The sequence below is a fragment of the Paenibacillus maysiensis genome (genome assembly GCF_000520815.1).
Taxonomy (GTDB): Bacteria; Bacillota; Bacilli; order Paenibacillales; family Paenibacillaceae; genus Paenibacillus; species Paenibacillus maysiensis.
The window spans coordinates 1-24,906 of record NZ_ASRY01000078.1 but is presented as its reverse complement, the minus strand read 5'-3'; the positions used below and the strand labels follow the sequence as shown (position 1 = coordinate 24,906).

Here is a 24,906-nt window from a genome sequence, read left to right as displayed (position 1 = left end):
ATGCTGTGAAAAATCATAAAATAGTGCTATAACATTCATTGCATATTCATGCATATTCATTTATAATGACACAATCTTATTTATTATAAAGAATTTAAGGAGAGAAGAAAAGATTGAAAAAGCTATATCGTTTTACCGCCCTGGTTTTGACGGCGGTTATCTTGCTGTTGGCTGGTCTTCCCATGCTTACTGCATACGGAACGGAAGCAAAGACTAAACAGAAGCTTGTACTTGGCACAAGCGCAGACTTTGCGCCGTATGAGTTTCATAAAGTAATTAACGGGAAGGATACCATTGTTGGCTTTGATGTTGATATCGCCAAGGAAATTGCCAAAGATCTTGGCGCGGAGCTGGTTATTGAGGACATGGGCTTTGACTCGTTGCTGCCTGCTCTGCAAAGTGGCCGCGTAGACTTGGTTCTGTCAGATATGACACCGACGGATGAACGCAAAAAGAGTATTGATTTTTCGGATGTGTACTATCACTCCAAGCAAGTGATTATGGTACGCCCGGAGGATAAGGACAAATATTTGACGATGGCTGCTTTGAAGGGCGAGAAGATCGGTGCACAAAAGGGGAGTATTCAAGAGGCAATTGCTCAGAAAGTGCCCAATGCCTCAGTAACCTCACTGGACAAAATATCCGATCTGGTGCTCCAGCTTCGGACCCAACGTGTGAATGCTGTAGTGATTGAAGACACTGTCGCTAAAGGGTACACATTGGATGGCACTGTAACGCTTGCCAAGGCGGTGCCTGAGGATGCAGGGGCAGATACAGCTGTAGGTATTCGTAAGGGAAATACTGAACTGCTGGCATCTGTAAATAAAACGTTGGCTCGGCTGAAAGCAGACGGGTCTATTGAAAAGTTTTCCACAGAAGCGAGTGCGCTCTCTGCGGATCGACAGGCTTCTTCCCATAATATTGTGGATATTTTCTGGGAATATCGCAGTTTATACGCTACGGGTATCGGCTACACGTTGTTGCTGTCTGCCCTCGGGGTACTATTCGGATTTATCATTGGTCTGATCATTTCTCTGTTGCGGATGAGCGGTGTACGCATCATTGAGTGGTTGAGTACAGCGTACGTGGAGGTACTGCGTGGCACACCTATGCTGGTACAGCTCATGATCATCCACTACGGCGTTGCTTTGACGCTGGGCGTCAATTTTTCGCCACTCCAGTCCGGTATACTTACATTGTCACTGAATAGCTCGGCATATCTGGCTGAAATTTTCCGTGCAGGTATTCAGGGAGTAGACCGTGGTCAGATGGAAGCAGCCCGTTCACTCGGTATGGGACGAGGCAAAGCTATGCGTCACGTCATTTTACCGCAAGCGTTTAAGTCTGTACTGCCTGCCATCGGTAATGAATTTATTACGATTATTAAAGAATCATCCATCATTTCTACCATCGGTATGGTGGATATTATGTATCAGGCCCAAGTCATTAAGAACATTACCTACGAAGGACTAAGTCCATTCTTAATCGCGGCCGCTATTTATTTTGTAATGACATTCAGCTTATCGAAGCTGTTGGGTTTATGGGAAAGGAAGTTGAGAGCCAGTGATCACCGTTAAACAACTGCGTAAATCGTTCGGCAAAAATGAAATTTTAAAGGGCATTAATGTAGATATTGCCAAAGGCGAGGTTGTCGTCGTCATTGGACCGAGTGGCTCGGGAAAAAGTACATTTTTGCGTTGTATGAATCTGCTGGAGCAGCCGACTGACGGGGAGATTCTGTTTGAGGGTGAGCCGATTACGGCACGCGGTCACAACATTAATGCGACTCGTGAGAAAATGGGGATGGTGTTCCAGCATTTCAATCTGTTCCCGCACAAAACGGTGCTGCAAAATCTGACGCTTGCGCCGACTCAGGTTAGAGGCCAGTCAGAGAAGGAAGCGGAGAAAATTGCGTTAGGGCTGCTGCGCACCGTTGGACTTGAAGACAAAAAGGACACCTTTCCAAACCAGTTGTCCGGTGGACAGAAACAGCGGATTGCAATTGCACGCGCCTTAGCGATGCAGCCGCATGTGATGCTATTCGATGAGCCGACCTCCGCCTTGGACCCTGAAATGGTCGGAGAGGTGCTGGACGTGATGAAGAAGCTGGCTGAGGGTGGCATGACGATGGTCATCGTAACGCATGAGATGGGCTTTGCCCGCGAGGTAGGAGACCGGATTATCTTTATGGATAACGGTCAAATTGTGGAGCAAGGTACACCGGAGCAGGTTTTTGGTACTCCAAGCCATGATCGTACTCGGGATTTTCTTGCCAAGGTTTTATAAGAAATGAGCTTTTAAAGCTATGAAGCAAGCCCTCCACGACGGAAGTTGACGGGAGGGCTTTTTCTTTTTTTGTCATCTCCTTTTAGATTTTTGTTACCTTTTTCGATTTTTTGATGACAAAATTGTAACGGATATAGTATGATGTTCAAGGTTCCCAACATTTTCATGCAGATTAGGTTACAAAATTGTGATACTATGCAATGAGCCAAAACTTACCGGGGCAGCAAACAGCCAGACAGACGCTGAATGCGGGACCCAAAACCATGGGAAGTGCGGGGGACGTAACAACGGCAGTCACTTCTGATCCGTCTTCATACGAAGGGATGGAAGGTGCCTAGGGGTGAATTGCATTAAGCATAGGGCTTCTCCTGAGTCCGAATCCGACAGCTAACTTCGCAGGCATATTAGAGGAGGTACATATCTTTTGAAACATCTGAAACATATTGGAAAAACAATGAAATTCGCGGTGCTGGCCGCAGCTTTCGCAGGATTGGCACAGACAGCAGGGGTAGCTGACGCCGCTTCGCTTCATACCGCCAGGGAAGGTGATACCTTCTTTTTGCTTGCTCAGCGTTACGGGGTATCTGTAGAGGATCTGCAAAAGGAGAACCCGGATGTTGCTGCCAGCAATATATATGCAGGAGTACAAATTAAGGTTCCGGATGAGAACAAGGTAAAGGTCGCTTCGGATTCGAAGCCTCAGCTTTTGTCCGAGAAAGAGCCAGCAGGTGACGGTCAACAGGTTGAAGCATGGGGCAAAACATTTAGCTACAGCAAAGTAGTTGACGTGAAGGCCACAGCGTATTCCGCAGCAGCCAGTGAAAATGGAAAATGGGGAGCGGTGGACTATTTCGGAAATCCGCTTAAGCTCGGTACGATTGCCGTAGACCCAAGCGTAATTCCTTTAGGTACGAAAGTACTGGTTACAGGCTATTCCCATCCAGGGCTGCCGGATCAATCTTTTGTAGCGGTAGCACGCGATAAGGGCAGCGCCATTACGGGTAAACGGATTGATATTTTCATTCCGGGTAGCCCATCTTTTGTGAGTGACTTTGGTTTTCAAAATGTGAAGCTGTACGTCATTGATAAATAGTCTGTATAAACTAATAAATTATATTTACATAATATATATTATGTAAACCAATAACTTAATCGTGGGTCCTGATTCATATGGGCTTTGTCGATTAAAAAAGGGCTGTCTTGACGAGCAGAATGCATCTGCTGGTAAGACAGCCCTTTTACTATTATTTCCGCTCCGAGGTGTGAAGTAGCCGTGGAACCGTGACAAATTTGTAGCCCTTGGCTTTCAGCGACTGAATGAGACCCGGCAGGGATTGAACAGTGCCTTTCAGGTTGGAGCTTTGACCACCGCCTGCGTGCATTAAAATGATGGAGCCTGGTCCGGTAGCCGGGATCACATTACGATGAATTTGTGTTTTACTCAGTCCCTTCCAGTCGAGGGAGTCTACGTTCCAATTTACAATCATGTAGCCGTGACGACGCGCCCACTGGATCTGAGGCTCCGTTATTTCACCATAGGGCGGGCGAATCAGCTTGGGTCGAAAGCCGACGGTGGCCTCCAAAATATGTTCTGTTTTCTTAATCTGGTTGCGAAAGCGCTCCGGTGAGGCCTTCCTAAAATCCGGGTGGGTATAGGAATGGTTGCCTATGGCATGGCCTTCACGTATGATACGGCGAATCATGCCCGGGTGTTTTTCCGCACGGTGACCGACGATAAAGAAGGTGGCTTTGATACCATTCGCGTGCAAAATGTCCAGAACCTGCGGCGTATACCGGGAATCGGGCACGTCATCAAAAGTTAGGGCAATTTGCTGAGTATGCGGGCCGCACATTTTAAAAATATCCGCATGTTTTTTTCGAAGCATGGCTAATGTAGGAGTGGCTCGTTCTCTGCTCTTATGTGCTAAAGAAGCAACAGTCGCTTCCTTGGGATGGTTCGTTCCAATATCGGGAGGCGCATCCGCGTGAACGGGAAAACTTGAAAATGCTAGTAACAGTGCCATGATTGGCCATATTCCCCTGTACGGCATATTATCCCCCTTTCCGTGCAGTGGTACCTTCTGTCGCTTTCATTTATTATGCACCTGACATGTTGAAATTATGCCGCTGAACAGGTTAGACTATTGAGTGGCTGAGTTGAAATGCGCTGCGAAACGGATGTAAGTGCAGATCACGAAGCTAAACGCACATATTCCATTAAACCTGACCGAAAACAACAGCATTTTCGCAAGTTTTAGCCTTTTAATGGATTCGGTATCCAGTGATAGCTGGTGTATAATGAGGTTGTAATTCATATTGTACAGAGTTGGAATTAAGGGAAGGATGGATAAAAGTGACCGACTTGTTTACTCCTTATCAATTAAAGGGACTTTCTTTAAAAAACCGGATTGTAATGCCCCCTATGTGCCAATATAGTGTGGAGGCCAAAGATGGAAAGCCAAATGATTGGCATCATGTCCATTATGTTAGCCGGGCAGTAGGTGGTACCGGGCTGATTATTGTGGAAATGACGGCGGTCCACCCGGATGGACGTATTACAGATCATGATCTGGGCATTTGGAGTGACGAGCATATTCCTGCATACCGTAAAATAGTGGAGGAAGTCCACAAGTACGGTGCCAAAATCGGAATTCAATTAGGTCATGCCGGACGAAAGGCTGAAGATGCCGACTTGCCTGTTGCACCGTCCTCGATTGCTTTTAGCGAACGTTTCAAGGAGCCGCATGCTTTGACGACAGTCGAAGCCAGGGAGCTGGTTCAGGCTTATAGGGAAGGCGCGCGCCGCGCGGTGGAAGCCGGGTTTGATACGGTAGAAATTCATGGCGCACACGGTTATCTGATCCATCAATTTCATTCACCTTTAACGAACACCAGAGAAGATGAGTATGGACAGGATCTATCGCTGTTCGGTGTTGAAGTGATTCAGGCTGTTAAAGAGGTACTTCCGTCTGATATGCCTGTGTTGATGCGGATATCCGCCAAAGAGTATGTCGAAAACGGATATAATGTGGAATACATAGCGGGCATAGGGGAACGATATCGTGATGCAGGTGTGGATATTTTTCACATCTCCTCTGGTGGCGAGGGGCCGATTGGTTCTAACGGCGGTCCATCTGCGCGAGCGGGATATCAGGTGGATTTGGCACATAAAATACGTGAAAAGCTGAATATTCCTGTAATCGCTGTCGGTCTGCTGGATGATTATGAGGATGCCCGGCGGGTGATTCAGCAAAAAGAAGCTGATCTGGTAGCGATAGGACGCGCTATGCTGCGCGATCCGTATTGGGCGTTGCATGCATCGCGGGATCTGAAAGTACAGGCGGATATCCCGGAGCCATACTTGCGTGGTTTCTAAAATGCACTTTATCAGATAATATTTTTGAAACTCTATTTGCAAAGCTTGCGTAAACATGTGTACAGAGCTTAAAATTTAAGCATTCAACTCTAGGAGGAACTTCACATGTCTATTTTCAAACGTTTAAGAGATCTTACGATGTCCAATATCAACTCCATTATTGACAAGGCCGAAGATCCAATTAAAATGACGGATCAATACATTCGTGATATGCAAGAGGACTTGGAGGATGCAGAGAAAGCCGTAGCCGCTCAGATTGCCATTGAGAAGAGATTCAAACAGCAATATGAAGAGCAGGCCGCTTTGGTGAAAAAACGTGAAGAGCAGGCTCATACGGCAGCAAAAGCGCAAAATGTGGATCTGGCTCGCCGCGCGTTGGAAGAAAAGAAATCTGCTGAGCAAAAAATGACCGAGTTCAAGACAGGCTACGAGCAGAATAAAGCGGCAGCCGATAACCTGCGTGGTAAGCTGGATGAAATGCGCAGACAGCTGACGGAAATGAAGAACAAGCGTGAAACACTGGTTGCCCGTTATAATGCAGCCAAAGCGCAAACAGAAATTAACAAAGCGATGAACGGTTTTAGCTCCGATACGGCAACTGCCGGACTGAAGCGTATGGAAGAAAAAATGCTGCAAGCAGAAGCGCGTGCTGAAGCAAGCAACGAAATGTCCTCTAAGGAAAAATCGCTGGATGAGGAATTTAAGGAGCTTGATAAGAAAAGTGCCGTGGACGATGAGCTTGCTGCTTTGTTGAAGCAATACGACAATAAATAAGGTTATAAGCATGGCCGCCTGCGTGGCTGCAAAGGAAGCGAAGGGGAACCGTTTTCTCCTTCGCTTTTCCCTGCCCGGAGGCGTGAATCAACATATATGAAGGTCAAGAAGATGTGGAGGATGGTATGAAATGCATTTTTTAGAAACGATGAAAGCGATGCTTGTATGGACTGGCGCGGGTGCCGTTTTGTTGTTCGTATTGATGTACATTGATTCTTTATTTACGAAGTATAAGGATTTTGCAGAAGTAAAAGCCGGTAATATGGCCGTAACGGTCCGGTTAATTATGAAGCTGTTTGCACAGGGGTATATTTTGTCAAGCTCCATTGCTACAGCTAACAATTTGCTGGAGGCGCTTGTGTATTCTGTGATCGCCTTTGTCATTCTGTTTGTTTTGGAAGTTATCGTTCGTCTGTTGCTTCGGTACTGGGCACAGCTTGATCTGGATAAAGGTACGCAGGAAGGCAAAATTGGCTTTGGTCTGTTTTCAGGTACGCTGCATCTGGTCGGTGCTTTGATCATTGCGGCATGTTTCTAGGCTAAAGAAAGGCAGGGGAATCATCATGGGTGTATGGAAACGAATTTCGAATCTGTTTGCCAAGCCGGAGCCGCCGAAAGCGGAAAAAAGTATGCTTCATTTAAATCCGGGCGATATCTGTGAAGTGTCGCTTGTCACATATGAAGTGGTAGGCCGAGTACATAATCGTGCTCGGAATGCTGTTGTTTTGACGCTTCAGGATGGTAATCAAGTCAGCTATCTTCACATTGAGGAACGGGAAACGCTGCAATTTGGACTGTACCAGGCCATCGACGGCAGACTGGATAACCCGGAGGAAGTGCCAACGATTCTGGAGCTGGATGATATAACATATCATTTGGAAGAGCAGTATTTTGGGCATGTTACGGTTATGGGCCGTGCTCCTTTTCGACAGGGTGGAGAGCAGCATGTTTGGCAGTATCAGTCAGATGATTACCATTTGCTGCGTGTAGAGTGGCAGGACGGTCGCTTTATGCTATATGAAGGAGAAGAAGTAATTACCGGAGACGTCAAGGTTATTCGGGCAAGCTAGGAGAGGGTGACACATGGGCAAACGCACCTGGCAGTATGCATTAAAGGTCATTGTGGCGCTGAGCTTGTTCGTATCCGTGTTAAGCGGCTGCGGTGCGCCAAATGTGAAAGATACGTACCCGCTGGAATCGGTCAGCGGCAGCGGCAATTCGACCTCGTACGTGTATCGCGCCGCAGGCAAAACGGTTCCGGTAGTGGCGGAGGAACTGAAAGAACAGCGTGAACCGGAACAAATGTCGCCGCAGAGCAATGAACGGATGTTTCTGGTGTACAGCGATGAATGGTACCATTTACAGCAAGATCCAGCCAAGAAGGAAGATACATTAATTGAAATTGACAGCAAGAAGTATGTCGAGCAAAATTACAGTTCCAGCTTTCTAAAAGGATACTTAACGGCAACCGTACTGGATGCTCTGTTTGATTCGTTACGCGGATCTGGCTCTTACCGGGGGTATTCAAGCAGAGATGTATACCGACCTTCTCAGGGCCAGTATCGTGCACCTACGGTGCAGGAGAAGAAAGCGATCCCGCCGATTACGGTAGAGCGGAAGGGTTCCGTTACCCGCAGGGGTAAGGGGTCTGATTCCAGTGTCGGTTCCAGCGGAAGTCTGTTCGACAGAGGCTCCAGCGGCAGTTCACCGAGCAGGGGCTCGATTTCACGTGACCGGGGCAGCAGCGGCGGTTCCAGCATTTTTGATTCGCCGCGGAGATCTTACAGCAAGCCTAAAACACGCAGCGGCTCAGGTAAAATCAGTCGACGAAGCCGACGATGATGGGGTCAAGAAGTGTAATGATGATCAAAATTCTAAAATAGCACCTGCCAAAACAGCCTGGGTATGAGATTCCGGGCTGTTTTTTTGCGCATAGAGACTGGCCACGACCCAATAAATACTATCCGCATTTGCCAGATAACGGTTTTAGCGTTATAACAGAAAGAGAGTATTTTTCAGAAGAACGGAGTGAAGATATGAATCAGGTACAATTAAATTCGGATAAATTTCAGCGCAAAGCGGTTCAAGTGGAAGAAGCGCAAAGAAGAATAGCTGCTCATGTTAAACAGGGAGAGCGGGAGGATGTAGGACTGGAGCAGGCCCATGGACGTTATTTGGCGATGGATTTGACCGCACCACACCCATATCCCAGCTTCCGTCGTTCAGGCATGGATGGATACGCCATCCTTGGTTCGGACACTGAAGTCTGTTCGTCCGGTCAGGAAATCTGGCTACGCGTGATTGATGAAATTCCATGCGGCACCGTATCGGACAAGCGGGTGGAGACGGGATTGGCGGCGCGCATCATGACAGGAGCACAGTTGCCTGAAGGGGCAGACACAGTTGTTATGCTGGAAGCAACACAGCTACGTGAGGAAGATGGACAGGTATATGTCGGCCTGAAGAAGCGCATGGAAATCGGCAAAAATGTGACACCAATCGGCCATGAGATTCAGGAAGATCAGCTTCTACTCAGCAAAGGAACCTGTCTGGGGGCAGGGCACATCTCGGTGCTGGCTACCTTTGGTGTGCATCGGGTACCCGTCTACAGGAAGCCACGGGTGGCCGTTTTTTCCACAGGTTCGGAATTGCTTGCCGTGGATGAGCCGTTGCAGCCGGGGAAAATTCGGAACAGCAATACATATATGCTGGCTTCACAAATCAGGGAGGCAGGGGGGGAGCCGTTCATCCTGCAAGCCATTCATGATGATTTGGCTCTCGCCCGTGCTTCTGTACGTGAAGCGATAGCTGCCTACGATATCGTCGTCACGAGTGGCGGTGTATCGGTGGGGGATTTTGATATTATGGGCGATCTGGTACGACAGGAAGATGTAGATATGCTGTTTAACAAGGTCACCATGCGTCCGGGCAGTGTGACTACAGCCGCGGTCATTGACGGTAAGCTGTTATTTGCGCTTTCTGGCAATCCTGGCGCGTGCTTTGTAGGCTGTGAGTTGTTTGTGCGACCCACCATCCAAATGATGCTGTCTTCAGAGCAGCCGTATTTGCAAACCTGGACGGCGCGGTTGGGGGCAGATTATACGAAGGTGAATAATTTTACCCGTTTTGTACGGAGCTCCCTGGAAATACGCAATGGGCAAGTTTACGCGATTCCTGCGCGAGTAGATGAATCCAGCGCCATGGTGACGATTAAGGACACCGACTGTCTGATCGTGATTCCTCCGACAACAGAAGGCTTGCGTGCAGGGGAAGAGGTATGTGTGCTGGTGCTTCTAGGCGGTCATGTGACGTGAATAGGATAAATCCGTATGTATGTCAGGTCGTCGGATTCAAAAATACGGGGAAAACGACCTTTCTCGGAGGGTTGATTCGCTATTTGCGGGAGTCCGGGCTACGCGTAGCTGTGATCAAGCATGATGGACATGAGTTTGAGATGGATCATGAGGGAACAGATACGTACAAGCACCGACAAGCGGGAGCCGAAGGCATAGCCATTGTTTCAGGTGGAAGAACAGCCATTGTAGAGGAGCATAGTCGGCCTGTCACCGGACTAATCCGGCATTTTCAGGCATACGACTGTGTGTTGCTAGAAGGCTTCAAGCAGGAGAATTATCCGAAGCTGGTCATGGTGCGGGAACAATCGGATGCCCAGCTTACCACTGAGCTGACAAATGTACAGGGAGCAGCGGTTTGGGAGGATCAAACGGGTTGGGCACAGAGCCATTTTTCGGATAAAACGATACAGATATTTCCCGCCGATGCCAACGGCCCGGCAGGCCGCTGGTTACTTGGACAGATTCAGAAGCAGAGAGAAGGAGTCCCGGGTGAGTAGGGCTGAGACATCAATCGGCTGAGTCGGTTTGAGTCTCCACTCGTCGTTCGATCGCTTGGGACATGGTCTTGTCGGTCAGATGGGCATAGACTTCCGTCGTTTCCGTGGAAGCATGGCCGAGTTGCTCCTTCGTTTTGTAAATATCGTTTTGCAAATAGTAGTCGGTGGCAAAGGAATGACGGAGCTTGTGAACGGTCAGGTAAGGTTTGCCGAACCGTTTGGCGTACTTGATGATCATCGCCTGAATCGCTCTTTTGGTCATCCGTTTTCCTTCTGTACTGCCGTTAGGACGCGCGACAAAGAGCGCCTTTTCCTTTTTGGGTGTGCGATAACGTGTATGCCGCAGGGACAAATAAAGTGCGAGATCATCTTTGGATTGCTCGCGGAAATACACCGGCGTTTTAAAGGTTTCGTCGTTATTTCCTTTCCGGTACACATATAGTAATTTATTGTTTATATCTAAATCATCCAGATTCAGATTGACGATTTCGGATACGCGCAGGCCCGAGTTCAAAATGAGACTGGCGATGCAGGCATCCCGTTCCTTGTTCAGTTCATAGGAGTATAACGCCTGTTTGTTATCGGCCAAATCCTGACCATAGCCTTCATAAATATAACCGATGAATTCAAGCAGCTCTTCCTCCTCCAGTATTTTTCCTTTGAGCTTGGCGGCCGTGTCCTTGGGTTTATGTATACGCTTGATTTCGACCTTGGCCATAATGTTGCGCTTGAGCAAAGGATAAAAGTTTTCATCCTCAGCGATCTGGCTCAAATAATGAAAGAGGGAACGCAGGGACGAAAGCTTACGTGAAATCGTAATGCGGGAATTGGAGCCTTCACGCTTAGTCGATAGAAACAAACGATAGCCTGTAATACTATCCATATGGAGCGTCTCCAATTCTCCCAGCGTAACTTGGGCGTTCTTCTCTCCGGCAGACAAGCCTTCCGAGCGAAGCCATGTGAAAAAAGCTTCATAATCCCGCACATATTCCAGCAATGTGGAAGGGGACAGATCGGGCAGCTTGTAATCCATAAATTGCTGCACGTACCATGGTAATCCCGGCATTTTTTCGTCCAGTTTGCGCCGGTCGATAATCTTTTGTATATTCATTGGGTTCCACCTCGTCCAGTCATAATATATGTATTTTAGCATATTTTGAACAGCACCGGATGGAAGGGAAGATGGAATGCGAATCGAAGTAAAGAACGAACTGATCCATCAAGAGAGGTGAAAATATGGGGTATGACATTCAGTCGGAATTGAAGCTGTCCATCAAAAGTGTTCCGGAGTCCCAGAGGAACATTATTGTGCAGCTCATGCAATTTTATTTATATGATTTTACAGCCTATCTTCGAATTGATGTTACTGAAAACGGCACATTCCCGGCTTACCCGGACTTGTATCAATACTGGACAAGCGGTGAACAGAAGCTGCCTTTTCTGATCTGGAGACAGGACGTTCCCGTAGGTTTTGCGCTGGTTGACCGAATGTCCAGCAATCGGGAGGCTGACTACTACATGGCTGAGTTTTTTGTGCTGCGTCCTTATCGGCATAATGGGGTCGGGACGTGGGCGGCTCATGAGCTGTTTGAACGTTTTGCTGGGCGTTGGAAGGTGACTCAGATGAGCACGAACAGGCCAGCGCAGTCCTTTTGGCGTAAGGTGATTGGCAGTTATACGGATGGGGAGTACAGGGAGCAGACTCATCCGGTACGAGGGAATGTAAGTCAGTTTTTCAATACCTGAAAAATTCAAAACTGTGATTAGCAACAAAAATGAGTCGGGGAGAGCCTCCTGTCGGCTCTTTTTTGCGTTGTCAATTTAAGTCTTCTATCCATCCATACAATTATTTGCACAATTCATATATATCTGATTGGAATTATAAACAATGTGACATTAGCCTCAAATATGCAATGTATTCATAAAATTGCCCACGAGAACGGAGAGTGTTTTACAAGTGAAACGAACAAGTCGATACGCAAAAATGTTAGCTCTAACCCTGTCGCTGGTGCTGGAATTGTCGGCATGCTCAGATAATGGAGGAGCCCATTCTACGAATACGGGGGCAAATGCAGCGGGAGGCGGGCAAGCCGCAGAAACCTGACCTACGCAAACATTTATTGGTCGATTTTCACAATAAATATTTCAATATATGAAAAATTCATAATAGTAATATATAAAAGGTATCAACGCCCAGGAGAAGGATCAAACCCACATTGTAAACCGTGGAGCAAGTGATGATATTAACATAATCTTGATTTTTTACACAAGGAACCGAGAAAAAGATGACGAATCTATTGAGCAAGACAAAATGTAAGCGTTTTATAAAAAGTAATTCCTGTTGCATTTCATTGATAACGACTGGAGGTGAGGCCGAGAGAAGCATTGAATCAGACTATGTTGGTTGGAAATACAATGATAGGAACGAATCCGGAATCGGCTGATTTCTTTCATCTAGAAATGACTCACATATTCAAATGAAAATGGAGAAGGAGGTTGAATTCAATGACGAGGGCAAAAAGCAGGTTTAGGATCGCGTGTCTGGCGTTAGTGGTAGCGGGTGCTTCCTGGACGGGATTGATAACGCCGACACATGCCGCTCCAAGTGATGAGTATACCTGGAAGAGTGTGGTCACGGGTGGAGGTGGCGGTTTTGTGCCCGGTATCATTTTTAACGAGAAGGAAAAAAATCTGATCTATGCCCGTACAGATATTGGAGGTGCTTATCGCTGGAATCCCGCTGACGAGAGCTGGATTCCGTTGACGGATTTTGTGGGCTGGGAAGATTGGAACAAAAATGGCGTGGATGCGTTGGCTACCGATCCTGTTGATCCGAACCGTGTATATATAGCTACAGGTACGTATACCAATTCATGGGACAAGCAAAACGGACAGATTATGCGGTCGACCGACCGGGGCAATACGTGGCAGACAACGAAGCTTCCTTTTAAGGTGGGAGGCAATATGCCAGGCCGCTCGATGGGGGAGAGGCTGACGATTGATCCCAATAAGAACAATATTTTATTTTTCGGGGCACGGAGTGGTAATGGACTATGGAAAAGCTCGGATTACGGGGCAACCTGGAGCAAGGTAAGCAGCTTCCCGAATCCGGGCACGTATGTTCAGGACCCTTCCAATGAGTACACCAGTGATATCGTCGGTTTGGCCTGGATTACGTTTGACAAAAAGACGGGCTCTTCCAGCAAAGCTACACAGACGATTTATGTGGGGGTAGCAGATAAAAAGCAAAGTGTCTATTGCAGTACAGATGGCGGGACAACCTGGTCTGCTGTAGCAGGACAACCTACGGGCTATTTGCCACATCATGGCGTGTTGTCATCGGACGGCAACCTGTATATCTCTTATAGCGATGGAGCAGGTCCATATGACGGGACAAAGGGTGATGTGTGGAAATTGAATACAGCTAGCGGTCAATGGACCAACATAAGTCCTGTTGCCAATAGCAGCACGGACAATTATTTTGGATATGGTGGACTGACAGTAGACGCGCAGAAGCCGGGTACTCTTATGGTGGCCACGCTGAATTCCTGGTGGCCGGATGCAACGATTTATCGCAGCACCGACAGCGGGGCAACCTGGAGTCCCATTTGGGAATTCGATGGTTATCCAACTCGCAAGCTGAAATACAATTTGGATATATCAGGTGCGCCTTGGCTGACTTTCAATGCCAACCCTGCTCCGCCGGAAGTGTCGCCCAAGCTGGGCTGGATGATCGGGGATCTGGAGATTGATCCATTTAATTCAGACCATATGTTATACGGCACAGGAGCTACGATTTACGGCTCCAAAAATTTGACGAACTGGGACAAGGGCGGTAAGCTGGACATTTCGGTAGCCGCTAAGGGGGTAGAGGAAACTGCGATTTTGGATCTGGTAAGCCCCTCAATCGGTGCACCTTTGGTGAGCGCAGTAGGGGATGTCTCCGGTTTCAGACATGACGATCTGTTCAAGGCTCCAGCTAAAATGCTGGATAATCCCACTTTTACAAGCAGTGAAAGTATCGACTATGCCGAGCTGAATCCAGCTTTTATGGCTCGGGTAGGCAAAGCAGATTATAAGAAAGATCCGAATGCCAAATCCATCGGCTTCTCCAATGATGGCGGAGCAAACTGGTATAAAGCGAACAGCGAGCCTTCCGGCACAGCAGGAGGTGGAAGCATAGCCGTTGCGGCCGATGGTAATGGCTTACTCTGGAGTACCTCGGACAAAGGCGTATTTTACTCCAAAACAGGCGGCAACTCATGGACCGCAAGTACAGGGATTCCAGCGAATGCGAAGATTGCCTCAGACCGGATGAATCCTAACAAATACTATGCGTTCGCCGCCGGAAAAATATATGTGAGCACCAATGGAGGCGTATCGTTCACGGCTTCGGCGGTATCAGGCTTACCAACGGAAGGTAATGCCGATATTAATGCAGTACGTGGAGCAGAAGGGGATGTGTGGTTCGCTGGGGGCTCTGAGGATGGAGGGCCATACGGCTTGTGGCATTCCAAGGATTCCGGCGTTACATTCACCAAGCTCGATAATGTGCAGGAGGCGGATTTTGTAGGCTTTGGTAAAGCAGCACCAAATCGCACCAGTGCAGCAGTATTTATCGTTGGTAAAATTGACGGCACACGTGGATTTTACCGTTCGGACGATGCTGGCGCAAACTGGGCGCGTATTAATGACGACAAGCATCAATATGCTCGAGTGACCACAATTATTGGAGATCCCCGAGTTTATGGGCGTGCTTATTTGGGAACAAATGGCCGCGGTATTCTGGTGGCGGATCGTGTGGGCGGTGATCAGCCGTCTACCGGGCAAGCAAGTATTACACCAACGACTGCAACCTATGGAGTGAATAACAGCAATACCGATATTACTGTCAAGCTTACACTTAACGGTAATACGCTGGAAGCCATCCAACAAGGGAACGTGGTGCTGAACAAAGGTGAAGATTATACGCTTAGTGAAGAAACAGTCGTTCTTACCAACAAGTATTTGTCTAAACTTTCTAAAGGAGAGACAGCACTAAACTTCCATTTTAGTACAGGCAATGATGCGTTGTTTACGATTACGGTGAAAGGGGATACGCCAAGTGAGCCGGGAACAGGCGAGAGCGTTCTGAAGGTGCAAACCTTCAATGGGAATGTATCCGCCACAAGCAATACAATCAGTTCCAAATTTAAAATAACCAATACGGGAACCTCATCCGTTTCCCTAGCAGACGTTACATTGCGTTATTATTACACCATCAACGGGGAGAAAGCGCAAAATTTCTTCGCGGATTGGTCAAGCATCGGTACAGAGAATGTGATTGCTAGCTTCAAAACACTATCCAATGCGAAGCCAAGGGCAGATTCTTATGCAGAGATCGGTTTTAAGTCGGCTGCGGGTTCTTTAGAGCCTGGTCAAAGTGTAGAGTTGCAAACCCGGATATCCAAAGTGGACTGGAGCAATTACACACAAACCGATGATTATTCCTTTAATCCCACAGCAAACAGTTTACAAGATTCCACTAAAATAACCGCTTACCTGTCTGGAAGCAAGCAATGGGGGATAGAGCCCTAAACCTTAATAAGAATAATCCTAAGTCAAAGTCAGCCACTCTAATGAGCGAGCTGGCTTTATTTTTGATGACATTGTTGCCCGTCAATCTTTTTTCGGAAACAAAGCAACGACAAGTTGAAAACACAACCAACAGAGATTCAAATTAATTTTATATAATTATTTCACTATATGAAAAATTCATAATAGAAAAAAGATTCTTTCTCGCATACAGTCTCCATAAAACAAACACACCACTTTAAGTAGAAAAAGGAACAGTAATGCGAACGTACGTTCTTTTGTCTACAAAAAAGAAACGTTCCTGCCCTCAGACAAAAAGCGTCTCTAATCCAATTTTTATATTTACATACACCTCAAACAAGATGCCGGGATGCTGAAATTAACAGTGTCATCGTAATGACATTCACAATCGTAGAAAGTAATACTGTTTGTGCGGCAAAATCGGGTTCATTTTTATATTCTTCCGCCAAAATACTTGTGTTAACGCCGGTAGGCATACCCGATGCAATGAGCAGCGCTTGAGCGGGAATCCCCTTAAGACCTAGCAGCAACACTAGCATAAAACCGACTATCGGACCAGCAATCAGACGTAGCACCATACTGATGTACACGGCTGTACGGCGCAAACGAAAGGGGTATTGCACTATTTGTGCTCCCAAAGTAAGCAAAGCAACGGCAACCATCGACTGGCTAATATAATTCAAAGGCTCAGCCAGTAAATTAGGCAATGGACTATGCAGCAGATTTAGAAGCAAGCCTAGCGCAAGCGCGTAGGGAACAGGCATTTTCAGAAAATTAATTAAAATTTTTCGAGTATTGGCCTTGCCATTTTGCACAACAAAAGTACCGTATGTAAATGTGACAAAGCTTTGAAAGGTCATAATCAGTGCTTGAACGGAAATGGCCAGCGGATCACCTTTGAACACCAACTGATTGATTGGCAGACCATAATTTCCTGAATTATCTAGCATTACACTGTTTGTAAAAGCTCCACGCATTCCGGGGCTATATTTCAGAGATCTGGCGACGGTAGTGCTGATTACGTACAGAATAGCTATGTACAAGGCATAAAAAAGTGAAACCTCACCCATGAGCATTAAGGATATTTCCGAGTTATAAAGACCCGTAAACACAACTGCGGGGGTGATATAGTAAAAATTGATTTTAGCTAAGGTGTACAAGTCCAGTCGGAAAAAATATTGCATGATACAACCAAAACCGATAAGTACAAAAATAGGTAAAACAACGTCCAAAAGAATGGTGCCGAACATGTCTGTTTCATCTTCTTTCTATTATGCGAATGTAAAGACTGATTCTTAAAAATGCATGTGTAATTCTCATTATACTGTGCAAATAGGTTAGGCGTATAATAAAATTTTATAGTGGTTTTGGCAATCTCGACTGCAGCTATAGCGGTGTATCACACATTAGTTAAAGAAAAGATAAAAAATCAGCTTAGAGAAGCCGTTAATACGTCTAGGGACATTTGAGCCCAGTCTTTACTATAAGGAGGAATCGCATCATGAGAAACACTTGGACAGCTTTACTAGCGTGTATACTGGTCTTGGGATTGGCAGCGGGAACCGCTGAGGCCAAGCAGGGACACGGAAATGGTCAGGAGAACAAACAGGAAGCAAAGACGTCTATAAAAGACGGGAATGAAAAGAGCGGGGAAGAGCTAATCGATCCCCATGACTCAGACAATGATCAGTCCAAAAAACAAAAGGACAAAGCATCCGATAAAAAGGATGAAAACAGTAAAAAAGACAAACACGCAGAAATCAGAAAAACTGAACCTGTTGCAGTAACGGATGATACATACGGGGAGTCCAAAGACCATAATGGTCACAAGGGACGCAACGGTTACAAGGGTCTGCTTCACGCGGTAGAAAATACGAAGGATAAGCCGGCAGGGGCGGTTATTGCGAATCTGCTGCTTACGAAATACCCGGACCGTTTGACTCCGGAGCAGGTTGCTGAACTTGAATTGATCCGGAATTCTGGTAAAGCACTGACTGAGGCAGCTGAGCTACTGGCTGAAAACGGAAATGTGACAGATGCCGTTTACATGCAGGAGGAGGCGGTACTGGCTAATGTGTCCGATCTGGATAGCTACAAAAAGCTGGGTGAATTCTCGAAGAAGGCCGGACGGCCGTCGGGTATGAAGCTGTTCGTGAATGGTGAAGAATACGATGCCAAACCGATTAACCGCAATGGGACCACACTTGTTCCGTTTAGAACAGCTTCCGAAGCTTTGGATGCAAAGGTTTCTTGGGATCCGAAAGAAAAGGCTGTTACTGTCACCCGTAACGGCGTGTCCGTCAAATTATTTGTTAACAGTCCGAAAGCATATATTAACGGTCAGCCGTATTCTATCGAGCAGCCAGCATCCATAGTGGATGGGACGACAATGGTACCTGTAAGGGTAATCGGAGAGGCCTTGGGGACAAATGTTAAATGGGAGCCTGAGAGCCAGTCTGTTGTTGTATACGAGCAGCCAACAACAACACCTGCATCAACAACATAATGTGCTGTAAACAAAACGTGCTGGTCATGTGTACAATTAAATAGATAACACTGAGAAAAGGGAGTGGCATAAATGGATTTAGGATTAACAGGAAAATCTGCCTTTGTTGCAGGTTCCAGTAAAGGACTCGGAAAGGCAAGCGCACGGGAACTGGCACGCGAAGGTGCGAATGTCGTCATTTCCGGACGGAATGAAGCAGAGCTTCAGCGGACGCAGGCGGAATTACAGGAAACGGCGAGTGGCCGCGTTGAATATGTAGTTTGCGATGTAACAAAACCTGAACATATTTCCCTGGCCATCCGTCGTACAGTCGATTTGTTTGGCACCGTCGATATTTTGGTTAACAATGCGGGTGGTCCTCCTGCGGGCACCTTTGATGATTTTACAGATGAAGTTTGGATGCAGGCCTTTGAGCAAAATTTACTTAGTCATATCCGGTTAATCCGTGAGGTGTTACCATATATGAAAAAACAACAAGGCGGCAGGATTTTAAATATTGCTTCCTCCTCAGTTAAGCAGCCGATTCCGGGCCTAATCATTTCGAATACACTACGTACTGGGGTCGCTGGATTGGCGAAAACATTGTCTCTGGAATTAGCTCCTTATAATATCCTGGTACATACTGTAGCACCGGGGAGAATAGCAACCGATCGCGTTCGCAGCTTGGACGAGCATCGAGCTGAGAAAACCCACCAAACGACGGATCAGGTTCGCAAACAAGCAGAAGAGGGCATTCCATTGGGACGGTATGGAGAGCCTGAAGAGTTCGGTAAAGTCGTTGCTTTTCTGGCGTCTTCAGCTTCATCCTATTTGACAGGCAGTACCATTCTTGTGGATGGCGGGATGATTAAATCGTTATAAAAAATAAAGAAGCGTGCCAGCATCAGGTTTAATTGGTGCTGGCACGCTTTTTTTAAAATTATTTAGGGAGTTAAACATCTTCATTCATTGTCGATCAGCTCTCGCGGCCTGGAATCTCGCAACCGTCGTCGGTACATACACCACCACCTGCATCATGCTTGGACGAGCTGGCGCTTATCATAGTGAAAGGTGAGCGTTCGTCCCATGCTTTTTGAAGCGCATCATAAAATACGTCCTCCGGCTGAGCACCAGAAACAGCAAATTTCCGATCAAATACAAAGAATGGCACACCCCGAACACCCAACTCAGCGCCTTCAGCTTCATCGGCTCTAACTTCATCAGCAAAGCGGTCACTCGCTAATATAGCAGCGGCTTCCTTCTGATCCAAACCAACCTCAGCTGCCAACGCTGCCAGCACTTCATGATCACCCGTATGCTTTCCTTCGATGAAAACAGCCTGGAATAAACGCTCGCTCAGCTCCAGCATTTTGCCTTGTGTTTGAGCCCAAAGGGTTAGGCGGTGCGCATCGAGAGAGTTTGTCGGTACCATGGCATGAATATTGTACTTCAGACCCGCAGAGCGTGCGTTTTCGTTCATACGATCATTCATAGCCTGAGCCTCTTGCAGACTGACGCCATATTTAGTTGATAGTTCTTCATTGATCGTTTTACCACTATCTTTCACAGCATCCGGGTTCAATTCAAAACTCTTGAACGTCAATTGCACCTCATCGCGGTGTGGGAATTGCTGTAATACTTGCTCCAAACGGCGTTTGCCAATATAACAGAACGGACACATATAATCAGACCAAACTTCGATATTCATCAGGAAAAAGCCTCCATGTTTACGTATTTTATTGAGTTACTGGGAGTGGGCCTGCCCACTTTAGAATGTGCACAAAGGTGAAACTATATTAGTTACAGAAATAATTATAAAGCTAAAGCATTCAACATGCAAATAATTAATGCTTGTCAAAAAATAAATGCTGTGATATTTTATATGTGTAACCGGTTACACATTGGAGTTGAAACTACACAATGACAACAATTAAACAGGTCGCCAGCTATGCAGGCGTTTCCGTAGCAACCGTATCCAGAGTTATTAATGAAACCGGATATGTGCATGAGGATACACGTCGCAAGGTTGAGGCCGCTGTTAAGCAACTAAATTACAAACCCAACGAAGTTGCTCGTTCTTTGTACAAAAAGAAATCCAGATTGATCGGCCTGCTTCTACCGGATATTACGAATCCTTACTTTCCTTTGTTAGCTCGTGGAGTGGAGGATCGAATGCAAGAAAATGATTTTCGAATTATTTTTGGCAATAGTGATGAGGATCGGCAAAAAGAACTGGATTACATGGATACCTTTATTCAAAATAATGTCGTTGGCGTCATTTCATCTACAAATGATCCCAATGCTGATTGCTACGCCAAGTTGAAAATCCCTGTCGTTTTTCTTGATCGAACTTCCAATGACAGTCCTTCCGTATATGCGGATGGTACTCATGGCGGTCAACTTGCAGCGCAGGAAATCGTGGCCCGTGGTAGCAAACAAATTACGGTCATGCAGGGCCCGGCGCATATTCGGCCGGCACAGGATCGTTTTCGCGGGGCGGTTGAAGAGCTTCAGCAATCGAATATTGCCTATCATGTCGTCAAGACGACGTCCTTTTCGTTCAAGGAAGCCGAGCTGTGGGCCAAAGAGCTGTTCAGCAAGCATCCGGATACGGACGGAGTCATTGCGAGTAACGATATTGTGGCTACAGCGGTGATGCATGAGGCACATAGATTAGGAAAGAAAATCCCGGATGATGTTCAGATTATCGGGTTTGATGATATACCGTTAAGTAGCTTGTTATTCCCGCCATTGTCAACGATCCGGCAGCCCGCTTATGAAATGGGCTGGGAAGCAGCAGGTTTGCTGATTCAATTGATTGAGCAGTCACAAGCAACGAAGTCTAGCGTACCTAATCTTCATTCGAGCATACTTACCCATTCAAGCATACAATTGCCCGTCAAATTCATTGAACGGGAAACGACCAGAAAGGTGGATTATCATGGCTAAAATCACGATTATTGGAAGCAGCTCTATGGATCTTGTAGTGACTTCATCCAAGCGCCCCGGCGCAGGAGAAACGGTGCTGGGTGAAAGCTTTACAACCGTGCCTGGAGGGAAAGGTGCCAATCAGGCAGTAGCCGCAGCTCGTCTCGGAGCGGACGTCACGATGATTGGACGCGTAGGGGATGATCATTTTGGTCAACAGATTTTACGGAATTTTGAAGAAAATCATGTTCAAGTTGGCTATGTGAAACCGGTTACACATATGGAAAGCGGCACAGCACATATTGTACTGGCTGAGGGTGATAACAGTATTGTTGTTGTAAAAGCTGCGAATAATGAAATAACTCCAGCCTATGTGGAGGAAGCACTTAATGTGATCCGAAATTCGGATATGGTGCTCATTCAACAGGAAATACCGGAGGAAACGGTCGTATACGTGAGCAAAATTTGTGCGAAGTATCAGGTGCCGCTGTTACTGAATCCCGCTCCGGCTCGTGAAGTGGAAGCAAGTGTGATTGAGAACGCGACATACATTACGCCAAATGAGCATGAAGCCGCTATTATGTTCAAGGGCCAAAGCCTTCAAGAGGCTCTGCGTCAATATCCGAACAAGCTGTTTGTCACAGAAGGCAGCAACGGTGTACGGTTTTTCGACGGAGAACAGGAGGTCGTTGTCCCTACTTATAAAGTAGAAGTTGTGGATACGACAGGTGCAGGGGATACATTTAACGCTGCATTTGCGGTGGCGCTAGCTGAGGGGAAATCGATGGCAGACAGTGTGAAATTCGCCAATCGTGCTGCATCGCTGTCCGTTACCAAATTTGGGGCACAGGGTGGTATGCCAACGCGGCGTGAAGTGGAGGAACAATTATAATATGAAAAAGCATGGAATCCTGAACAGTCATATATCCAAGGTACTGTCGGATCTCGGTCACACGGACTATATTGTCGTGGCCGATGCTGGCTTACCCATTCCTGAAGGCGTTACCAAAATTGATTTGGCTCTCAAGTTGGGCGTACCGTCCTTTCAGGATGTCGTTGATGTAATCGCAGCAGACATGGTGATCGAAAAGGTAACGTTGGCTGAAGAAATTAAACAGGGAAATGAGGAAGCTTTGCAGTATATTAGCCGTACATTTGCAGGGGAACAGTCAGAAAATTCGCAGACCGCCGCCATTGAGTTTTGTTCGCATGAGCAATTCAAGGAGTTGACCCGTCATGCCAAGGTGGTCATTCGCACAGGAGAAAATAAACCGTTTGCCAATTGTATTTTGCAGGCCGGAGTTTATTTTGGATAAAGCTTATTTTGGATAGGTCAATTTTGGCTAAATCAATTTTGTATAAAAAGGAGGGAGCAGCATGCAGATTCAAATGAAGGGAATTCACAAAGCCTTTGGAACCAATCAGGTACTGAGTGGTGTAGATTTTGATCTCCGTGAAGGAGAGGTTCATGCACTCATGGGTGAAAATGGTGCGGGTAAATCAACGCTGATGAATATTTTAATTGGGCTGCATCGCCGTGATGAAGGAACAATCATCATTGACGGTCAGGAAACCTATTTTGCTAACCCTAAAGAGGCGGAACAAAAGGGAATTGCTTTTATCCATCAGGAGCTGAATGTGTGGCCGGAAATGACCGTGCTGGAAAATCTGTTTATTGGGAAGGAAATGACATCCAAGTGGGGATTTCTCGACAGCACCAAAATGAAAGCGCTAGCAAATGAACAATTCGCTAAGCTTGCAGTGAATCTGCCTTTGAATGGTGAAGCAGGCGAGTGTTCCGTAGGTCAACAGCAGATGATTGAAATAGCCAAAGCATTGATGACGGATGCCAAAGTAATCGTAATGGATGAGCCGACAGCCGCGCTAACTGAACGGGAAATTCAAAAGCTGTTTGAGGTTATTACTTCCTTGAAAAAAGAAGGCGTTTCTATAGTGTATATTTCACACCGTATGGAGGAAATATTCGCAATCTGCGACCGGATTACCGTCATGCGTGATGGAAAAACAGTGGATACCCAAGCGATTCCTGATACCGATTTTGATGAGGTTGTCCGGAAAATGGTCGGCAGGGAGTTAACTGAGCGCTATCCGGCGAGAACGCCTGCTTTGGGAGAAGTGGTGCTGGAGGTTAAAAATGCCTCGCACAAAGGTTTATTTAAAAATGTGAATTTTACCGTGCGATCCGGGGAAATTGTAGGCTTTTCGGGCTTGATGGGTTCGGGACGGACAGAAATTATGCGAGCGCTTTTTGGATTGGATGCTTTGGACAGCGGTGAAATTCATGTGCGGGGAAAAAAGGTAGCTATCCGCAAGCCGGATGACGCGGTTAAGCTGGGGATCGGCTTTATTACAGAGGACCGCAAGGATGAGGGTTTGGTGCTGGATTTTTCGATCCGGGAAAACATGGTGCTTCCCAATCTGTTCAGTTTTACGTCAAAGGGATTTATTTCAGGCAAAAAAGAGCTGGAATTTGTTAATACATTAATTAAGCGCTTACAGATTAAAACCCAATCAGGAGAAACGCCGGTACGCAGTCTGTCAGGTGGCAATCAGCAAAAAGTCGTTATCGCCAAATGGGTAGGTATTGGTCCCAATGTACTCATTCTTGATGAACCGACAAGAGGCGTGGATGTGGGAGCCAAACGGGAAATCTACCAGTTGATGAACGAGCTGACCGAACGTGGAGTCGCGATTATTATGGTATCCTCAGAACTTCCCGAGGTACTCGGCATGAGCGATCGTATTGTTGTGGTGCATGAGGGGAAAATCAGCGGGGAACTGAGCAGGGAAGAAGCCACACAAGAACACATTATGACGCTAGCTACAGGAGGACAGTAATATGACAACTATGAATGAAGCAAAAGGTAGTAAAGGCTTTCAAATGTCGCAAATCACACAAAAGCTCGGTCCGTTGCTGGGACTTATTATTTTGGTTATCATCGTATCGGTCTTGAATCCCAGCTTTTTGGAACCGCTTAATATTCTCAATCTGTTGCGCCAGGTTTCTATTAATGCGTTGATAGCGTTTGGTATGACCTTTGTCATTCTCACAGGCGGGATTGATTTGTCTGTTGGCTCGATCCTAGCTCTATCCAGTGCATTTGTCGCGAATATGATGCTGGCCGGCTTCGATCCGATTTTGGCGATTATCATTGGCTGTGCGCTGGGTGGCGTCATGGGGATGATTAATGGCTTGATGATTACCAAAGGTAAAATGGCTCCGTTTATTGCTACATTGGCGACGATGACCATTTTTAGAGGATTGACGCTGGTCTATACTAACGGTAATCCAATTACGGGACTCGGAGACAGCCTGGTATTTCAATTGTTCGGCCGTGGTTATCAATTTGGCATTCCGGTTCCGGCGATTACGATGCTCATTACCTTTGCAGTATTGTGGATCATTTTGCATAAAACGCCGTTTGGACGCAAAACGTATGCCATTGGTGGTAACGAGAAGGCTTCGATTGTATCCGGTATTAAAGTACCGCGCGTGAAAATTTGGATTTACTCTCTGGCTGGAATGCTATCCGCGTTGGCAGGTGCTATTTTGACCTCACGTTTGAACTCGGCGCAGCCGACAGCAGG

24 protein-coding genes and 1 riboswitch are annotated in these 24,906 nt (G+C 46.6%); of the genes, 20 read left to right on the top strand and 4 right to left on the bottom strand.

The annotated features are described in order from the left end of the window. The first annotated feature begins 113 nt into the window (after positions 1 to 113). From L696_RS0105220 to L696_RS0105210, 3 genes are all read left to right on the top strand, one after another. Entirely contained in the window at positions 114 to 1,577 is a 1,464-nt protein-coding gene (locus tag L696_RS0105220; protein WP_025682704.1) for an ABC transporter substrate-binding protein/permease, read from the top strand. Further along, positions 1,564 to 2,286, top strand: a complete 723-nt coding sequence (locus L696_RS0105215; RefSeq protein ID WP_025682703.1) for an amino acid ABC transporter ATP-binding protein — start codon at positions 1,564 to 1,566, stop codon at positions 2,284 to 2,286. The genes L696_RS0105220 and L696_RS0105215 overlap by 14 nt, the downstream gene beginning before the upstream one ends. Positions 2,287 to 2,529: 243 nt before the next feature. Then, positions 2,530 to 2,703, top strand: a riboswitch (cyclic di-AMP (ydaO/yuaA leader). Positions 2,704 to 2,710: 7 nt separating this feature from the next. Then, entirely contained in the window at positions 2,711 to 3,379 is a 669-nt protein-coding gene (locus L696_RS0105210) for a 3D domain-containing protein (protein ID WP_025682702.1), read from the top strand. 151 nt (positions 3,380 to 3,530) lie between these two features. Here the strand turns inward: L696_RS0105210 and L696_RS0105205 are convergent, their stop codons facing one another. After that, complete coding sequence (locus tag L696_RS0105205; RefSeq protein ID WP_025682701.1) at positions 3,531 to 4,337, bottom strand: polysaccharide deacetylase family protein; 807 nt, start codon at positions 4,335 to 4,337, stop codon at positions 3,531 to 3,533. A gap of 302 nt (positions 4,338 to 4,639) precedes the next feature. Between L696_RS0105205 and L696_RS0105200 the strand changes: the two genes are divergently transcribed. From L696_RS0105200 to mobB, 7 genes are all read left to right on the top strand, one after another. Next, the gene (locus L696_RS0105200) at positions 4,640 to 5,662 is read left to right on the top strand and encodes an NADH:flavin oxidoreductase/NADH oxidase (RefSeq protein ID WP_025682700.1); all 1,023 of its coding nucleotides are present in this window, start codon (positions 4,640 to 4,642) and stop codon (positions 5,660 to 5,662) included. A 105-nt stretch (positions 5,663 to 5,767) separates the two neighbouring features. Further along, a complete protein-coding gene (locus tag L696_RS0105195) occupies positions 5,768 to 6,436 on the top strand; it encodes a PspA/IM30 family protein (RefSeq protein ID WP_025682699.1) in 669 nt (222 codons plus the stop codon). A 130-nt stretch (positions 6,437 to 6,566) separates the two neighbouring features. Next, entirely contained in the window at positions 6,567 to 6,974 is a 408-nt protein-coding gene (locus L696_RS0105190) for a DUF350 domain-containing protein (protein ID WP_025682698.1), read from the top strand. Positions 6,975 to 6,999: 25 nt separating this feature from the next. Then, positions 7,000 to 7,506 carry a DUF4178 domain-containing protein gene (locus L696_RS0105185; protein ID WP_025682697.1) on the top strand — a complete coding sequence of 169 codons (507 nt, stop codon included), beginning with the start codon at positions 7,000 to 7,002 and terminating at the stop codon, positions 7,504 to 7,506. 13 nt (positions 7,507 to 7,519) lie between these two features. Further along, positions 7,520 to 8,278 carry a DUF4247 domain-containing protein gene (locus tag L696_RS0105180; RefSeq protein WP_025682696.1) on the top strand — a complete coding sequence of 253 codons (759 nt, stop codon included), beginning with the start codon at positions 7,520 to 7,522 and terminating at the stop codon, positions 8,276 to 8,278. Positions 8,279 to 8,472: 194 nt separating this feature from the next. After that, positions 8,473 to 9,750, top strand: a complete 1,278-nt coding sequence (locus tag L696_RS0105175; protein ID WP_025682695.1) for a molybdopterin molybdotransferase MoeA — start codon at positions 8,473 to 8,475, stop codon at positions 9,748 to 9,750. Next, positions 9,747 to 10,289 carry a molybdopterin-guanine dinucleotide biosynthesis protein B gene (gene mobB, locus L696_RS0105170; RefSeq protein WP_025682694.1) on the top strand — a complete coding sequence of 181 codons (543 nt, stop codon included), beginning with the start codon at positions 9,747 to 9,749 and terminating at the stop codon, positions 10,287 to 10,289. Before L696_RS0105175 ends, mobB begins: the two co-directional genes overlap by 4 nt. A 10-nt stretch (positions 10,290 to 10,299) precedes the next feature. Here mobB and xerS read toward each other — a convergent pair whose 3' ends face one another. Then, positions 10,300 to 11,400, bottom strand: coding sequence for a tyrosine recombinase XerS (xerS, locus tag L696_RS0105165; RefSeq protein ID WP_025682693.1), 1,101 nt, complete (start codon positions 11,398 to 11,400; stop codon positions 10,300 to 10,302). 125 nt (positions 11,401 to 11,525) lie between these two features. On the opposite strand from xerS, the gene L696_RS0105160 reads away from it, so the two are divergent. The 3 genes from L696_RS0105160 to L696_RS0105155 all read left to right on the top strand — a co-directional run bounded on the left by L696_RS0105160 (position 11,526) and on the right by L696_RS0105155 (position 15,866). Then, positions 11,526 to 12,035 carry a GNAT family N-acetyltransferase gene (locus L696_RS0105160; protein WP_025682692.1) on the top strand — a complete coding sequence of 170 codons (510 nt, stop codon included), beginning with the start codon at positions 11,526 to 11,528 and terminating at the stop codon, positions 12,033 to 12,035. A gap of 211 nt (positions 12,036 to 12,246) precedes the next feature. Beyond that, positions 12,247 to 12,393 (top strand): hypothetical protein, encoded by a 147-nt coding sequence (locus L696_RS31390; RefSeq protein ID WP_209440938.1) that lies wholly within the window; start codon positions 12,247 to 12,249, stop codon positions 12,391 to 12,393. A 401-nt stretch (positions 12,394 to 12,794) separates the two neighbouring features. Beyond that, on the top strand, positions 12,795 to 15,866 hold the full coding sequence (locus tag L696_RS0105155; protein ID WP_025682691.1) for a X2-like carbohydrate binding domain-containing protein: 3,072 nt from the start codon (positions 12,795 to 12,797) through the stop codon (positions 15,864 to 15,866). Positions 15,867 to 16,216: 350 nt separating this feature from the next. Here the strand turns inward: L696_RS0105155 and L696_RS0105150 are convergent, their stop codons facing one another. Then, complete coding sequence (locus L696_RS0105150) at positions 16,217 to 17,134, bottom strand: AEC family transporter (protein WP_025682690.1); 918 nt, start codon at positions 17,132 to 17,134, stop codon at positions 16,217 to 16,219. Between the two features lie 251 nt (positions 17,135 to 17,385). Here L696_RS0105150 and L696_RS0105145 point away from each other — a divergent pair, with 251 nt between their 5' ends. Continuing rightward, the gene (locus tag L696_RS0105145; RefSeq protein WP_025682689.1) at positions 17,386 to 18,390 is read left to right on the top strand and encodes a copper amine oxidase N-terminal domain-containing protein; all 1,005 of its coding nucleotides are present in this window, start codon (positions 17,386 to 17,388) and stop codon (positions 18,388 to 18,390) included. Between the two features lie 72 nt (positions 18,391 to 18,462). After that, the gene (locus L696_RS0105140; RefSeq protein WP_025682688.1) at positions 18,463 to 19,251 is read left to right on the top strand and encodes an SDR family oxidoreductase; all 789 of its coding nucleotides are present in this window, start codon (positions 18,463 to 18,465) and stop codon (positions 19,249 to 19,251) included. Between the two features lie 94 nt (positions 19,252 to 19,345). Here L696_RS0105140 and L696_RS0105135 read toward each other — a convergent pair whose 3' ends face one another. Further along, positions 19,346 to 20,077: a DsbA family oxidoreductase gene (locus L696_RS0105135; protein ID WP_025682687.1), complete on the bottom strand. Its 732-nt coding sequence runs from the start codon at positions 20,075 to 20,077 to the stop codon at positions 19,346 to 19,348. A gap of 212 nt (positions 20,078 to 20,289) precedes the next feature. On the opposite strand from L696_RS0105135, the gene L696_RS0105130 reads away from it, so the two are divergent. From L696_RS0105130 to L696_RS0105110, 5 genes are all read left to right on the top strand, one after another. Next, positions 20,290 to 21,318 carry a LacI family DNA-binding transcriptional regulator gene (locus L696_RS0105130; RefSeq protein ID WP_025682686.1) on the top strand — a complete coding sequence of 343 codons (1,029 nt, stop codon included), beginning with the start codon at positions 20,290 to 20,292 and terminating at the stop codon, positions 21,316 to 21,318. Then, a complete protein-coding gene (rbsK, locus tag L696_RS0105125; protein WP_025682685.1) occupies positions 21,311 to 22,189 on the top strand; it encodes a ribokinase in 879 nt (292 codons plus the stop codon). The genes L696_RS0105130 and rbsK overlap by 8 nt, the downstream gene beginning before the upstream one ends. Position 22,190: 1 nt before the next feature. Further along, complete coding sequence (gene rbsD, locus L696_RS0105120) at positions 22,191 to 22,613, top strand: D-ribose pyranase (protein WP_025682684.1); 423 nt, start codon at positions 22,191 to 22,193, stop codon at positions 22,611 to 22,613. Positions 22,614 to 22,674: 61 nt separating this feature from the next. Next, positions 22,675 to 24,156 (top strand): sugar ABC transporter ATP-binding protein, encoded by a 1,482-nt coding sequence (locus tag L696_RS0105115; protein WP_025682683.1) that lies wholly within the window; start codon positions 22,675 to 22,677, stop codon positions 24,154 to 24,156. Between the two features lies 1 nt (position 24,157). Beyond that, the coding region (locus tag L696_RS0105110; RefSeq protein WP_025682682.1) for an ABC transporter permease at positions 24,158 to 24,906 on the top strand (749 nt) is incomplete at its 3' end.